At 63.4% G+C, this 14,735-nt stretch carries 15 protein-coding genes; 6 read left to right on the top strand and 9 right to left on the bottom strand.

Annotation, left to right across the window (positions count from 1 at the left end; genetic code table 11):
• Window positions 1-18: 18 nt before the first annotated feature.
• The 5 genes from AC2FME_RS11010 to hslO all read right to left on the bottom strand — a co-directional run bounded on the left by AC2FME_RS11010 (window position 19) and on the right by hslO (window position 6,616).
• Window positions 19-1,851, bottom strand: a complete 1,833-nt coding sequence (locus AC2FME_RS11010; RefSeq protein ID WP_496800446.1) for an ABC transporter ATP-binding protein — start codon at window positions 1,849-1,851, stop codon at window positions 19-21.
• The gene (locus tag AC2FME_RS11005; RefSeq protein ID WP_496800445.1) at window positions 1,848-3,698 is read right to left on the bottom strand and encodes an ABC transporter ATP-binding protein; all 1,851 of its coding nucleotides are present in this window, start codon (window positions 3,696-3,698) and stop codon (window positions 1,848-1,850) included. The genes AC2FME_RS11010 and AC2FME_RS11005 overlap by 4 nt, the downstream gene beginning before the upstream one ends.
• Window positions 3,699-3,889: 191 nt before the next feature.
• Window positions 3,890-5,044 (bottom strand): CCA tRNA nucleotidyltransferase, encoded by a 1,155-nt coding sequence (locus tag AC2FME_RS11000; RefSeq protein ID WP_496800444.1) that lies wholly within the window; start codon window positions 5,042-5,044, stop codon window positions 3,890-3,892.
• Window positions 5,041-5,640, bottom strand: a complete 600-nt coding sequence (locus AC2FME_RS10995; protein ID WP_496800443.1) for a CoA pyrophosphatase — start codon at window positions 5,638-5,640, stop codon at window positions 5,041-5,043. The genes AC2FME_RS11000 and AC2FME_RS10995 overlap by 4 nt, the downstream gene beginning before the upstream one ends.
• The gene (gene hslO / locus AC2FME_RS10990) at window positions 5,630-6,616 is read right to left on the bottom strand and encodes an Hsp33 family molecular chaperone HslO (protein WP_496681592.1); all 987 of its coding nucleotides are present in this window, start codon (window positions 6,614-6,616) and stop codon (window positions 5,630-5,632) included. The genes AC2FME_RS10995 and hslO overlap by 11 nt, the downstream gene beginning before the upstream one ends.
• Before the next feature lie 76 nt (window positions 6,617-6,692).
• Here hslO and AC2FME_RS10985 point away from each other — a divergent pair, with 76 nt between their 5' ends.
• Entirely contained in the window at window positions 6,693-7,136 is a 444-nt protein-coding gene (locus AC2FME_RS10985) for an NUDIX hydrolase (RefSeq protein WP_496711014.1), read from the top strand.
• Here AC2FME_RS10985 and AC2FME_RS10980 read toward each other — a convergent pair.
• Entirely contained in the window at window positions 7,133-8,398 is a 1,266-nt protein-coding gene (locus AC2FME_RS10980) for a PP2C family protein-serine/threonine phosphatase (RefSeq protein WP_496681649.1), read from the bottom strand. The genes AC2FME_RS10985 and AC2FME_RS10980 overlap by 4 nt on opposite strands.
• 163 nt (window positions 8,399-8,561) lie before the next feature.
• Between AC2FME_RS10980 and AC2FME_RS10975 the strand changes: the two genes are divergently transcribed.
• Window positions 8,562-8,888, top strand: coding sequence for an Hpt domain-containing protein (locus AC2FME_RS10975; protein ID WP_496687842.1), 327 nt, complete (start codon window positions 8,562-8,564; stop codon window positions 8,886-8,888).
• Window positions 8,889-8,892: 4 nt separating this feature from the next.
• Here AC2FME_RS10975 and ilvA read toward each other — a convergent pair whose 3' ends face one another.
• Window positions 8,893-10,119, bottom strand: a complete 1,227-nt coding sequence (ilvA, locus tag AC2FME_RS10970; protein ID WP_496800442.1) for a threonine ammonia-lyase IlvA — start codon at window positions 10,117-10,119, stop codon at window positions 8,893-8,895.
• 59 nt (window positions 10,120-10,178) lie between these two features.
• Window positions 10,179-10,946: a hypothetical protein gene (locus tag AC2FME_RS10965; RefSeq protein WP_496800441.1), complete on the bottom strand. Its 768-nt coding sequence runs from the start codon at window positions 10,944-10,946 to the stop codon at window positions 10,179-10,181.
• Window positions 10,947-11,081: 135 nt separating this feature from the next.
• Between AC2FME_RS10965 and AC2FME_RS10960 the strand changes: the two genes are divergently transcribed.
• The 4 genes from AC2FME_RS10960 to msrA all read left to right on the top strand — a co-directional run bounded on the left by AC2FME_RS10960 (window position 11,082) and on the right by msrA (window position 13,862).
• The gene (locus AC2FME_RS10960) at window positions 11,082-12,308 is read left to right on the top strand and encodes an argininosuccinate synthase (RefSeq protein WP_496800440.1); all 1,227 of its coding nucleotides are present in this window, start codon (window positions 11,082-11,084) and stop codon (window positions 12,306-12,308) included.
• A 32-nt stretch (window positions 12,309-12,340) separates the two neighbouring features.
• Entirely contained in the window at window positions 12,341-12,739 is a 399-nt protein-coding gene (locus AC2FME_RS10955; RefSeq protein WP_496800493.1) for a DUF1810 domain-containing protein, read from the top strand.
• Between the two features lie 80 nt (window positions 12,740-12,819).
• On the top strand, window positions 12,820-13,101 hold the full coding sequence (locus AC2FME_RS10950) for an SCP2 sterol-binding domain-containing protein (RefSeq protein ID WP_496800439.1): 282 nt from the start codon (window positions 12,820-12,822) through the stop codon (window positions 13,099-13,101).
• 95 nt (window positions 13,102-13,196) lie between these two features.
• Entirely contained in the window at window positions 13,197-13,862 is a 666-nt protein-coding gene (gene msrA / locus AC2FME_RS10945) for a peptide-methionine (S)-S-oxide reductase MsrA (RefSeq protein WP_496800438.1), read from the top strand.
• Here the strand turns inward: msrA and AC2FME_RS10940 are convergent.
• Window positions 13,859-14,731 carry a ribokinase gene (locus tag AC2FME_RS10940; RefSeq protein ID WP_496800437.1) on the bottom strand — a complete coding sequence of 291 codons (873 nt, stop codon included), beginning with the start codon at window positions 14,729-14,731 and terminating at the stop codon, window positions 13,859-13,861. The two genes, msrA and AC2FME_RS10940, sit on opposite strands and share 4 nt — an antisense overlap.
• Window positions 14,732-14,735 lie beyond the last annotated feature (4 nt).

Below are 14,735 nucleotides of genomic sequence, written 5' to 3'. Positions count from 1 at the left end.
GATGCGCCAACAAAACCCTTATTCGGCGGCCTCGGTCTGGATGAACCCGCCCGACTGGCGGTGCCAGAACCGCGCATACAGCCCGCCCTGCGCCAGCAGGGTGTCATGCGGCCCGCTCTCCACGATGCGCCCGTGATCCAGAACGATGATCCGGTCCATCTCGCTGAGGGTGGACAGGCGGTGGGCGATGGCCAGAACGGTCTTGCCCTCCATCACCCGGTGCAGCGCGGTCTGGATCGCGGCCTCGACCTCGGAGTCCAGCGCCGAGGTCGCCTCGTCCAGCACGAGGATCGGCGCGTCCTTGAGGATCGCGCGGGCCAGCGCGATGCGCTGCCGCTGGCCGCCGCTCAACTTGACGCCGCGCTCGCCCAGATGCGCGTCATATCCCTTGCGCCCCTGCCCGTCCTGCAGATCGAGGATAAAGTCATGCGCTTCGGCCTTTTGGGCCGCGGCGATCATCTGGTCTTCGGTGGCATCGGGTCGGCCGTATAGGATGTTGTCGCGGGCCGAGCGGTTGAACATCGCGGTTTCCTGCGTGACCATGCCGATCTTGCGGCGCAGGCTGTCCTGCGTGACGCGGGCGATGTCCTGCCCGTCGATCAATATCTGGCCATTTTCCCTGTCGTAGAGCCTGAGAAGCAGCGAAACTAGGGTGGATTTGCCCGCCCCCGAGGCGCCGACGATCCCCAGCTTCTCCCCCGGCTGCACCTTTAGCGTCAGGTCCGAGACCCCGCCCACGTCGCGACCATAGGCAAAGCTGACATCGCGGAACTCGATCCGGCCCTCGGGCACTGCCAGCTCGATGGCGTCCGGCGCATCCTCGACCCGGTCGGGCCGCGCCAGGGTTTTCATGCCGTTCTCGATCTCGCCCACATGGGCGTAGATCCCCATCAGGGTGAAGCTGACCCAGCCCGTCATCTGTGCGATGCGGATCGAGATGGCGCCCGCCGCCACGATATCCCCGGTGGTCGCCGACCCGACCTGCCAAAGCCACAAGGTGGCGCCCAAAAGCAGAACCGGCAGAAGCCCGGCCAAGGTCATCAAAATGAACCGGAAACTGGCCGACAGCTTGCCGAAGGCCAGCGACTTGTCGCGCAGCGCAACCATCGAGTCGCGGGCGGCCTGATCCTCGAACTCGGAATGGGCAAACAGCTTGACCGTCTTGATGTTGGTGATCGTGTCCACTACCTGCCCAGACACCATCGCCCGCGCCCCGGCCCGCGCGGCCGAGCGTGTGCGAATGCGCGGCAGGTACCAGCGCACCAGCAGGAAATACACCGCCAGCCAAGCCACGAAGGGCAGCATGACCAAGGGGTGAATAGACCCTAACAAAAGCAAAGATCCGACAAGCGAGGCGAGGGCAAAGACGATGGCGCTGATGGTCTCCGATACGACCGATGTCAGCGCATTGGCCGTCTGCATCTGTTTCTGCGCGATGCGGCCGGCAAAATCGTCGTCGAAATAGGCGACCGACTGGCCCAGCGTCCAACGGTTCAGCTTTGCCAGCACCAGCGGCGGGATGTTGGGCATGACGATATAGTTGTTCGACACCGAGGACAGCCCGAACAGCAGCGGTCGGATCAACATGAAGAACGCCACAGCCCCCAGGATCATCCACAGGTTTCGCGGTGTCAGAAAGTTTTCGGGCCCACTGGCAGTCGCCATGTCGATCACCCAGCCCAGAATCCAGGCGGTTCCGGCCTCCATTGCACCTGCAAGGGCCGAAAACAGCGCAGCGGCGAACAACATGGGCCAGGCCCCTGTCAGGCACCAGCGAACGAACGCCCCCAGCCTTTGCGGCGGGGGCGTCTGGGTGGGTTCAAACGGTTTGATCAGGTCTGCGACCGTCATTCTGCTGCCTCGTCCGCGGCCCCGGGGTTCATGAAGCCGCCAGATTGGCGCGCCCAGAACTGGGCGTAAAGACCGCCCTGCTCCAAAAGATCGGCATGGGTGCCTTCCTCGACGATCCGGCCTCCGTCCATCACCAGGATGCGGTCCATCTGGGCGATGGTGCTGAGCCGGTGCGCGATGGCGATCACGGTCTTGCCCTGCATCATGCCGTACAGCGTCTCCTGGATTGCGGCTTCGACCTCGGAATCTAGGGCGGATGTGGCCTCGTCCAACAACAAGATCGGCGCGTCCTTCAGGATCACCCGCGCCAGCGTCACCCGCTGCCGCTGCCCGCCGCTCAGCTTGACGCCGCGCTCGCCCACATGGGCGTCATAGCCGGTGCGGCCCTGCGGGTCCTGCAGGTCGAGAATGAAGTCATGCGCCTCGGCCTGTTTGGCGGCGGCGATCATCTGGTCTTCGGTGGCATCGGGCCGGCCATACAGGATGTTGTCGCGCACCGAGCGGTGCAGCAGCGCACTGTCCTGCTGAACCATGCCGATATTGCGGCGCAGGCTGTCCTGGGTGACGGTGCGGATGTCCTGCCCGTCGATCAGGATCGCGCCGCTTTCCACGTCGTAGAACCGCAGTAACAGCTTGACCAAGGTCGACTTCCCGGCCCCCGACCGCCCGATCAAGCCGACCTTTTCGCCCGGCTGGATGGTCAGATTGACATGATCCAGCCCGCCGGTCTCGCGGCCATAGTGGTGCGACAGGTCGCGGATCTCGATCCGGCCATCGGTCAGTTGCAGCGGCTTGGCGCCCGGCGCATCCAGCAGGTCGACGGGCTGGGCGATGGTCTCCATCCCCTCGGCCACGACGCCCAGCTGGCGGAAGAAGCTGGTCAATGCCCACATGATCCAGCCGGTCATGGCATTCAGCCGCAGCGTCAGCGCGGTGGCCGCCGCCACCACCCCAACCGAGGCACTGCCCTGCATCCACAGGTAAATGGCCCAGCCGACCACACCGATGATCAGCACGCCGTTCAGCGCGACCAGAACGGCATCCATGATGGTGAAGATACGCATTTCGATCTGGAAGGTGCGCCGGGTCTCCTCGATCGCTTCGCGCGCATAATCGAGTTCCTGCTTGGCATGGGCGAACATTTTCACCGAATGGATGTTGGTATAGCTGTCCACTACCCGGCCCGTCACCGTGGACCGCGCATCGGACGCGGCCTGCGAGGCCGGTCCCACCCGCTGAACCGTCCAGCGCACCAGCAGCGCATAGAGCGCGAACCAGATCAGCAGCGGCAGCAGCAGGCGTGGATCGGCGGCCATCAGCAGGATCGCCGCGCCGATCAGATAGGCCAGCGAGAACGAAATCGCATCGAACACTTGAAACACCACCTCGCCCGCAGCGGGCGGGGTCTGCATGATGCGGTTGGCGATGCGCCCGGCAAAATCATTCTCGAACCAACCAACCGACTGGCGCAGAACGTGCTTGTGCGCCCGCCAGCGGATCAGTGTGCCAAAATTGGGCAGGATCGCGTTGTTCAGCAACAGCACGTCCAGCACATGCAGGATCGGGCGCAGGAACAGGATGAACAGCGCGACCAGAACCAGCTCGGTCCCGTGGGCCTGCCAGACCTCGGACGGCGATCCGCCCAGCAGATCGACGACCCGGCCCATGTAATAGATCAGCCCGATCTCGACCGCGGCCACGATGATCGACATCAGCGCGGCCCAGAAGAAGACGCGCCGAAAAGGGCGGGAATAATCCAGCATGAAGGGCCACAGCCGTGTCGGCGGCGTGTCGACCTCTTCATAGGAAACAAAAGGGTCAACGAGGTTTTCGAAATAGCGAAACATGGAGGTGCTCCGATCGAGCAGGAAAATTGAAAACGCGAAAGCAGATGGCGCCAAAACACCACCCGTACGGGTCAGGCGTTCTGGCTTTAGCCGAACCAGATCCCGTAATACATTCGCAGTCCTCCATCCATGAGACAGGCGCACCCTAGCCGGAAACCCAAGGACTTGTCATCCCCTTTTGAGACTTCCCGTCAATCTTGCAGCAACGCGTCCCGGTCCAGCGTGAAATGCGAGTCGATCCAGCGGCTTTCCAGTTCGGCCAGTTTCGCGCCCAGCGCCGGGCCAGAGTAACGCCCGAGCAGATCGGCGGCCCTGACCGGGAAGGTCGCTGACGCCCCTTTTTCGACGGCCGCGCTCGTTTCAGCCGTCCAGGGCTGTTCCAGAAAGGCGAAGCGCAGCAGGGCCGCGTCCTGTCCGTCTGGTTGGCCCAGCCGATATCCCAATTCGGCCGCCCCGGCACCGCCCTGCGCGCCGTCTCGGATCCGGGTCAGGCGGGCCAGTTGCGCCTTGCTGAGGCGCAGAGTCCCGGCAACCTCGGGCCCTGCGATGACCGCGAGACGGCGCAGCGCGTCGGGGGCAAGCCCGGCCTGCGATTCAAGATGGATCAGGATCGGCAGCGCCCGATCGTCGGCGCCGGGCAGCAGATGCGCCAGAACGCCGATGCTGCGCATGGCGGCCACCGATGGGGCCGGGTCGGGCGCGGCCAGAAGTTTCAGCATCTCGGCCCCGACCCGCTCGCGCGACAGCCGGTCGAGCCCGTCCAGATCGGCCGCAATCGCCGCCAGCGCATCCGGGTCCATTCCGGCCTGCGCGTCGCCATACCAGGAGTGGAACCGGAAATACCGCAACGAGCGCAGATAGTCCTCGCGGATGCGATCCCCGGCCGTGCCGATGAACCGCACGCGCCGCGCCTGCAGGTCAGGCAGGCCGCCCAGCGGGTCCAGAATGCTGCCGTCGGGGCGGGCATAGAGCGCGTTCATGGTGAAATCGCGACGGGCGGCGTCCTCTTCCACCTGGTCGGAAAAGGCAACGACCGCGCGCCGCCCGTCGGTTTCGACGTCGCGGCGAAAGGTGGTGATTTCATGCGGTATGCCGTCGCTGACCACGGTCACGGTGCCGTGATCAATCCCCGTCGGAATCGCCTTCAGCCCGGCCCGTTCGGCCAGTTCCATCACCTGCTGCGGCCGGGCATCGGTGGCGATGTCGAGATCCGAGACCGGTGCCCCCAACAGCGCATTGCGCACACAGCCCCCCACGAACAACGCCTGCGCACCGCCCTCGGTCAGCGCTGCACACACGTTCTGTGTGGCCGGGTTCGTGATCCAGTCTTCGGTGATCCGCATCATTCGCTCATCCGTGCCGCCAACCCGCGCAACATGCGGGCCGTGGCGCCCCAGATGTAGTAGGGGCCAAAGGGCACCGCGAAGTAATACCGCCGTGTTCCGCGCCAGATGCGCGATTCAACCACATAATTCGCAGTGTTCAGCACATGCGCAAGCGGAACCGAAAACACCTCGTCCACCTCGCCGGGTTCGGACACCGGGTCAAAGCCGCGCTCCAGAACCGCGACCACCGGTGTCACGGCGAATGACGTGACGGTTTCATGCACCGGCAATGTGCCCAGAATGCGCGGCAGGTCCGGCGGCAGGCCGATCTCTTCCTGCGCCTCGCGCAGGGCCGTGGCGGTCACATCCGCATCGGTGTCGTCCTGCTTGCCGCCCGGAAATGCGATCTGCCCCGGATGATGTTTCAGGGCCGAGGACCGCTTGGTCAGGATCAGGCGCGGATCGCCACGGACCAGGTCCACGGCGACCAGAACACCTGCGGGGCGCAGCTTGCGCCCCGCAGGCAGAACCGTGCTGGGATTGAGGTCGAAGTCGCTGGACCCGTCACCCGGACGGGCAAGCGCTTCGCTCAGACGCGGGATCAGGTCAGCCGTCATCCGGGTCTTCGGCCTCGAACCCGACCGATTTCGGATCCAGCACGTAATGCGCGCCACAGAACTGGCAGTCGGCGGTGACGGTGCCTTCGTCGGTGGTCATCTTCTCAATGTCCTGGGCCGAGTAGATCGACAGGCTTTGACGCACGCGATCCTCGGAGCAGGTGCAGCCGAACTGCACCGACTGGGCCTCGTACACGCGGGGCTGTTCCTCGTGGAACAGGCGCACCAGCAGGTCGGTCGGCGCCACGGACGGCCCGATCATTTCCAGATCCTCGACCGTATCCAGCAGGATGTTCACGCGGTCCCAGTTTTCGCCTTCATTGCCATCCACCAGGTCCGACGCCGTCAAGATGTCGCCGGTACCGTCATTCGTGGCCACGAAGGGCGAGGCCTTGGGCATGTGCTGCAGCATGATGCCGCCTGCCCGCCAGCGTTCGCCGGCTCCGGGTTCGGTCGATTTTCCGAAACTCAGCGAGAACCGCGTCGGCAACTGCTCGGACTGCGCGAAATAAGACTCGGCGCAGGCCTTCAGCGATCCGCCGGTCAGCGGCGTGATCCCCTGATAGGGCTGCGTTCCCTTGCCTTGGTCGATGAGGATCGCGAAATACCCCTCGCCCACCTGATCGAAAGGCGCGCCATCGGTCAGCCGGTCGCGGTCAAAGCTGGCATAGGCCCGGATCTGCGCGGGCTGGCCCTCTTCGCGCGGGGCATAGTAATCTGTGGCGATCATCCGCACCGGTCCGTTCGACTGCACCTGCAGCGACAGCTTCCAGCGCAGCGCGACGGTCTGGCCAATCAGCGCGGTCAGCAGGGCCATCTCGGCCACCAGCGCCTCGACCTGTTCGGGATAGTCGTGCTGTTTCAGGATGCCGTCCAGCACCCCGTCCAGCCGCGCCACACGGCCGCGCATATCCGAGACATCGAGTTGAAAGGGCAGGACGGTATCGTCCCACGCGATTTTCGTTCCAAAAGACATGGGGTTTCCTTAAACGCCACGGGTTGGCATACCGCCACCATATAGGTCGAAGATCCAGAGTTGAAAGGGCTCTTACATGATCAGGCGGTTCGGCGAAACCCCGGAACCGGGGCGCAGATATACTCGGCGCGTAGGAGTCTATGCGCTGCTGCCCCGGGGAGGCAGCCTGCTGCTGACCTGCCAGATCGAGCCCGGCCCCGACCTGCAGCTGCCCGGCGGCGGCATCGACCCGGGCGAATCCCCGGTCGCCGCCCTGCATCGAGAAGTGTTCGAGGAAACCGGCTGGTCGATCGCCTCCCCCCGCCGGGTCGGCGCGTTCCGGCGCTTTACCTACATGCCTGAATACGACCTGTGGGCCGAAAAGATCTGCCTGATCTATCGCGCCCGCCCGGTGCGGCGCCAGGGGCCGCCGACCGAAGCCTTTCACGAGGCGGTCTGGATGAACGCGGGCGATGCGGTCCAGATGCTGGGCAATGCCGGCGACCGCCATTTCGCCCGCTTGCACCTTTCGGAGCGTTAATTCCCGTTGAACTCGAAAAACACGGCCGAGACGTCATCATCCATCGTTTCGCCGGGCGGCATCGACTGGGTGAGCCGCCAGAACATGTCGTCCAGAAACTCGGGGCCGTTGTGCTGGGCCAGACAGTCCCCCGCCAGCCTGCACAGCCCATCTTCGTCAAGCAGCCCGCCATCGGCCACTCGGCATTCGGTGAACCCGTCGGAATACAACAGCAACCGGTCGCCCGGTTGCATGTAGAAGTCGATCTTTCGGAAGGTCGCCCCATCGATCAGGCCGATCGGCAGACCGCCGTCGCCCATGAACTGCATCGAACCATCCGCACGGATCAACAACGGGTGCGGGTGGCCGGCCTGAACCATCTTCACATGGCCATACCGAAGATCGACGATCGCATAGACCATCGTGAAATATTCCTCGATCCCGGTATCGGCCATCAGGCGGGCATTCAGCGTCTCGGCCACCTGTTCGGGGGGCAGCAGTGCATAGAACTTGTTGAACCGCTTCTCCATCGCCACGTTCTGGTCAAAATGCTGGCTGGTCAGGTACCCACCCAACCGCGCGGTCATCATGGCCGAGGTGATGCCGTGCCCGGACACGTCGATGCTGTAGAACCCGATCCGGTTCGCACCGGGCGAGAACATGCCCACGAGGTCGCCGCCGATATGACCGCAGGGCTTGAGCAACAGGCTGACGCGCGAGCGGCCAAACTCCCGGGTCAGCTCGGGCACCAGCGATTCCTGGATGCTGCGGGCCTGCATGAGATCCTTGTCGATCAAGTCATGTGCGGCGCGCAGTTCGGACAAGGCCTTTTCGATCAGCCGGTTCTTTTCCGACAATTCACGCTGCATGCCCAATATCCGCGCACCGGCCGAAATCCGCGCGCGCAGTTCGTCTGCCTCGAGCGGCTTGATGAGGAAATCATCCGCCCCCGCGTCCAGGCCGCGCGCCACCTCCTGCTTTTCGCTCTTGGACGTCAAAAGGATGAAGTAGGTGTACGCGTCTTTTTCCAGCTGTCGGAAGGCGCGGCAGAACTCCAGCCCGCCCATCCCCGGCATCACCCAGTCGCTGAGCACCAGATCGGGCAGACCTTGCCTGCACAGGTCGAGCGCCTCTTCACCGCTGTCCGCCTCGATGACGGTGAACCCCCATCTCTTGAGCGATGCCACGAGGATCCGGCGCTGAAGGCGGCTGTCATCCACCACCAGCACGTTCTGGATGGCACCAAAATCCAGATCAGACTTGATCTCTGGTTGGCTGGGCAATCGCACGCCGACCTCTGCGCTTCCTATTCGGGGTGTAGAAACGCTAAGCGTCCAATCTTAACAACCGGTGAAAAACCGGCACCACCACACAGGGACCGACTTAACGTGCTCTTTACCCGATCCCGGTAGTCAGGTCACAAACGGGTCAATGCGGAGAACGGGCATGATAAACTGGCCCAGGGTGCGCCAATTGCGGGATGAGGTCGGGCCCGACGAGTTCGATGAGGTCGTTCACATCTTTCTGGACGAGGTGGGCGAGGTCATCGACCGCCTGCAGGCCGATACCGAACGGCGCGAGCTTGAGCAGAACCTGCATTTCCTGAAGGGCAGCGCACTGAGCCTCGGGTTCGAAACCTTCTCCAGACTGTGTCAGGACGGTGAGCGGCGGGCCGCCGCGGGCCAGGGCTCCGAGGTGGATCTGGACGCGCTCCTGGCCGCCTTCGACGAGTCGCGCAAGACGTTCCTGGCCGAACTGGCGCAGAGCCTGTGAGCGGTCAGATCACGAACTGGGCCAGTGTCTCGTCCTCGGTGATGTCGGTATAGACGAAACCGGCATCGTCCAGATGGGCGAACAGGCGCAGAAAGTTCTCGGGCTTGGCGGTTTCGATCCCGATCAGGACCGAGCCGAAATTGCGCGCCGATTTCTTCATGTATTCAAACCGGGCGATGTCATCTTCGGGGCCGAGGATGTTCAGAAATTCCTTCAGTGCTCCGGGGCGCTGCGGCAGGCGCAGGATGAAGTACTTCTTGATGCCCGAGTAGCGCTGCGCGCGTTCCTTGACTTCGGGCAGCCGTTCGAAATCGAAATTCCCGCCCGAGGTGACGCAGACGACCGTCTTGCCGCGTACAAAGCTTTGGACATCGCCGACCGCCTCGATCGCCAGGGCGCCGGCGGGTTCCAGCACGATGCCTTCTACGTTCAGCATCTCGATCATGGTGGTGCAGATGCGGTCCTCGGGCAGAACGATCACATCCGACAGGTGCCGGTCGCGCAACAGCCGGAACGGCTTGTCGCCAATCCGGCCCACCGCCGCGCCGTCGACAAAATTGTCCACCTTGTCCAGCGACACCGGATGGTCCGCCGCCAGCGCCGCGCGCAGACAGGCCCCGCCTGCGGGTTCGACAAACAGGCAGTGAGTGCGGTCGCCGAACCACGTCGCCACGCCCGAGGACATGCCGCCCCCGCCCACCGGCAGCACCACGTGATCGGGCAGGCCGCCCAGCTGCTCCTCGATTTCGACGGCCAATGAGGCCTGCCCCTCGATCACGTCGTCATCGTCGAAGGGCGACAGGAAATACCCACCCTGCTGCGCGCACCAGTCCTGAGCCGCGGCAAGCGTGTGGTCGAAATAGTCGCCGGTCAGGTGGATCTGGATGTTGTCGCCGCCGAACATCCGAGTTTTCTGGATCTTCTGCTGAGGCGTGGTGACCGGCATGAAGATCACGCCCCGCACATCCATGTGCTTGCACATGAACGCCACGCCCTGCGCGTGGTTGCCGGCGCTGGCGCAGACGAACAGGTCCTGCCCCTGCTGCTTGCGCATGGCATTGAACGCGCCGCGGATCTTGTAGGACCGCACCGGGCTGAGGTCTTCACGTTTCAGCCAGATGTCGGCGTCGTATTTCTTTGACAGATGAGTATTGCGCTGCAACGGGGTTGCAGGAAACACGGTGCGCATCGCCTGTTCGGCGGCGCGGGCGCGGGTCATGAAATCACTCATGCCGCATTCCCTGCCCCATCAGGCCGACAAGGGCAAGGAATACATCGGTGTACGGACGATCAGCCCAGTTCGCGTTTTTCGATGAACACGCCATACATCGTGGTCAGGATGCTGACATTGATCATGGGCAGGATCACCATGCCGAAGAACACGGCGATCAGAACCCCCATTACCGGAATCATCGACAGAACGCCGCCGGCCAGCTGCACCAGGAACTGGAACAGGATCGAAACCAGAACCAAAACGAGGATGGCGCCCCAAGTGCGTTGGGTGTTGCTCCACGCATCGCCCAGCGTGATCGGATGGCCGATGGCGGCCGCAGGCAGGATGATGGATAACCGATAGAAGCAGACGGTCAGGAACACGATGTAAAGGATCGTCAGAAAGATCGAAACCGCGATCGCGCCCTCGCCCAACATTCCGATCATCACAAGCATCGGCAGGTATCCGATCGCAAACAGGAGTATCAACATCAGCCCGCGCCCGAAATAGGCCAAGATGCGGTCGAACCGGAAGGTCGGCAGAAGCCCACTGGGATACTCCTCGAGCAGGATGAAGCGGTGCCACGCCACGGCGATCCAGCCCATGGTGACAAGCATCACGATCGCCAAAAGTATGATGAACAGGATGAATGATGCCGGATTCACCTCGGGCGGCAATCCTGTATCGCTGTCGTCAAAGGCTTCGACCGGAATGCCGGACACCAGAAACAACCCGATGACTACGACGGTTCCGATCACGGCCGGACCAAGTACGATTTGCAGAACCTGCGGCAGATTGCCGAACACCATCCGCAGCGAATGGGCGAAAATTTTCCATCCAAGCATTCAAAAAACCCCTTTGACAATCTTTGGTTGTCTCTGGTGTGCGCTTATTCGCAGCGCCCGGTCAACCCACTGCTTCTTGCCCCCACGTCGAAAACCCGCTAGGGGCCAATCGTCTTACGCATAAGGGGAAGTCAGATGTCCGCGCCCAAGAAAGTTGTTCTGGCCTATTCCGGTGGCCTTGATACCTCGATCATCCTGAAATGGCTGCAGACCGAGTACGGCTGTGAGGTCGTGACCTTCACCGCCGATCTGGGTCAGGGCGAAGAGCTTGAGCCCGCCCGCCAGAAGGCCGAGCTGCTGGGGATCAAGCCCGAGAACATCTATATCGAGGACATCCGCGAGGAGTTCGTCCGCGATTTCGTCTTCCCGATGTTCCGCGCCAATGCGCAGTACGAGGGGCTGTATCTGCTGGGCACCTCGATCGCGCGTCCGCTGATCTCGAAGCGCCTGATCGAGATTGCCAAGGAAACCGGCGCCGACGCCGTGGCGCATGGCGCCACCGGCAAGGGCAACGACCAGGTGCGGTTCGAACTGGCGGCCTATGCGCTGAACCCCGACATCAAGGTGATCGCGCCCTGGCGCGAATGGGACCTGACCAGCCGCACCAAGCTGCTGGAATTTGCCGAGGCGCACCAGATCCCGATCGCCAAGGACAAGCGCGGCGAGGCGCCCTTCTCGGTGGACGCAAACCTGCTGCACACCTCGTCCGAGGGCAAGGTTCTGGAAGACCCCGCCGTTCAGGCGCCCGATTATGTCTATCAGCGCACCGTCCACCCCGAGGACGCCCCGAACGAGCCTGAATATATCGAGATCGGCTTTGAAAAAGGCGACCCGGTCAGCATCAATGGCGAGGCGATGAGCCCCGCCACCCTGCTGACCAAGCTGAACGAATATGGCGGCAAGCACGGCATCGGCCGTCTCGATCTGGTCGAGGGCCGGTTCGTGGGCATGAAATCCCGCGGCATCTACGAAACACCGGGCGGCACCATCCTGCTGGAAGCGCATCGCGGCATCGAATCCATCACCATGGACCGCGGCGCGATGCACCTGAAGGACGAGCTGATGCCGAAATACGCCGAGCTGATCTACAACGGCTTCTGGTACAGCCCCGAGCGCGAGATGCTGCAGGCCGCCATCGACAAGAGCCAGGAACATGTCACCGGTACGGTGCGGGTGAAACTCTACAAGGGTCTGGCATCGACGGTCGGCCGCTGGTCGGATCACTCGCTGTATTCCGAGGCGCATGTGACTTTTGAGGAAGACGCTGGCGCCTATGACCAGAAAGACGCCGCGGGCTTCATCCAGTTGAACGCGCTGCGGCTGAAACTGCTGGCGGCACGCGACAAGCGGTTGTCCAAGTGACCGAGGACGACGGCCTGGACGACGAACTGGAAATGTTCATCGAAGCGCAGGACACGGTCTGGTCCGATGTCCTGCGCGAACTGGAACAGGGGCAGAAAACCAGCCACTGGATGTGGTTCGTCTTTCCGCAACTGGCGGAACTGGGCCAGTCGCACATGGCGCAGCTTTACGGGATCGAGGATCTGGACGAGGCTGCCGCCTATCTGGCCCACCCCGAACTGCGCCGCCGCCTGACCGAGGTGGCCCGGCTGATGCTGACCCATGCGGGCAAGGACCCGGCCGAGATTCTGGGCAAGGTGGACGCCAAGAAGCTGCGGTCGTCCATGACCCTGTTTTCCGCCGTGCCCGATGCTCCGCCCGAATTCCAGGCGGTTTTGGATGCGTTCTATGACGGGCAGCCCTGCCCGCGCACGCAGCAGATCTTGGGTTAAGCGGTTTCCCGTAAGGTCACGCTTGCCCCGGCCCCTGCCCTCTGTCACCCCGAACGCAAGTGCGAAACAGGGAGGCAGGGATGCTGCAGGAGATCGCCGAGGGAATCCAGAAAGGGCTGGCCGACAAACGCTTTGACGGCTCGTTGAAATTCGATTGCGGTGCCGATGGCGTGATCGTTCTGGCCGACAACACGGCCACAACCCAGGACCGCGAGACCGATTGCACCATCCGCATCTCGCGCGAAAACCTGAGCAAACTGCTGACCGGCAAGCTGAACCCGATGACCGGGGTGATGATGGGCAAGCTCAAGATCTCGGGCGACATGGGCGTCGCGATGAAGCTGGGGCAGCTTCTGGGCTAGGCGATAAACTCGTCTCACCACCGCGTGACAAACGGTTTCAGCCGATTGTCAGCCCCCCCAATGCGCGGCAGCCTGAGGCGAAAAGGAGGTCCGCCATGACCCGTTGCCTCGACCAGATCAAGCTGACCCTTCTGTTTGCGCTGATTGCGCTGGCGCTGATCCTGCGCGCTCAGCCGGCCCCGGCGACCGGGACCGAGACGCTGACCGTGGCGGGCGGCTGTTTCTGGTGCGTCGAAGCCGATTTCGAGTCCGTACCCGGCGTGATCGAGGCGGTTTCGGGCTATTCCGGCGGCACGACCCCGAACCCCACCTACAGCCAAGTCACGAGCGGCGGCACCGGCCATTACGAGGCGGTGCAGATCACCTTTGACCCGGCCCGCGTTTCCCGTGAAACTTTGCTGAACCTGTTTTTCCGCTCGGTCGATCCCACCGATGCCGGAGGCCAGTTCTGTGACCGGGGCGACAGCTATCGCACCGCGATTTTCGTCTCTAACACAGGCGAAAAAGCTTTAGCCGAACGCAGCAAAGCCGAAGCGAATCGTGCGCTGGGTCAGGCCATCGTGACTCCGATCCTGCCGCTTGGGGTGTTCTATCCGGCAGAGGCCTATCACCAAGATTACTACAAGGGCAAAAAGCTGGTGTTCACCCGGTTCGGGCCGAAACGCCAGCTGAATGCCTACAAGGCGTATCGCAAGGCCTGCGGCCGCGATGCGCGGGTCCGGCAGCTGTGGGGCAGCGCCGCGCCGTTTGCCGGATCTTAATCCAGCGCGGCCTCGCGCACCTCTTTCAGGTCCGGAATGACGTCTGCCGTGCCGGGCCGCATCACCATCAACGCCGCCGCCCGGTTGGCTTGGGTGATGGCCTGCGCCATCGGCATCCCCCGGTCCATTCCGGCCAGGACATATCCGGTAAAGGTGTCCCCGGCCCCGGTCGTGTCCACGGCCTTGACCTTGTGGGCGGGAAACTCAACAGCCGACTGGCCGCGTTGATGATATCGGGCGCCTTTTGACCCCAGCGTGACGATCACATGTTCGACCGGCAGATCGGCCGGGGCCAGCCCCGTGGCCTGTTGCAGCTGGGCCGCCTCGACCTCGTTCAGGATCAGGAAATCCAGATAGGGCAGCACCGCCTGCACCGCCGGCGCGCTGAAGGGGGCTGCGGCATAGCACACCGTCAGACCCCGCTCGCGGCCCAGCTTCGCTGCTTCGACCTGTGCGGTGGTCTCGTTCTGGAAAACCAGAATATCGCCCGTGTCAGAGTCTGTCAGCGCGGCGGAAACCTGATCGGCCCCGATCGCGTGGTTGGCGCCGGGGTACAGGATGATCAGGTTTTCCCCCTGCGCATCCACGGCGATGATCGCATGGCCCGTGGGCTGATCGACCTGCGCGATGTGCCGCGTGTCGACCCCGTATTCGGTCAACCGGTCGCGCGCCCACAGCCCGTCGGACCCCACGGCGCCGATGTGGCGCACATGCGCCCCGGCCCGTGCCGCCGCAACCGACATGTTCGCGCCTTTGCCGCCCAGAAACCGCTGCAACCCGCTGGCCGCCAGGGTTTCACCCGGCGCCGGCAGGTGCGGCAGCGCATAGACCGTGTCAGCATTGATCGAGCCAAGGTTCCAGATTGCCATTAGA

The sequence above is a fragment of the Ruegeria sp. BHSC026 genome (assembly GCF_059613065.1).
This window is presented reverse-complemented; position numbering and strand designations above follow the sequence as displayed.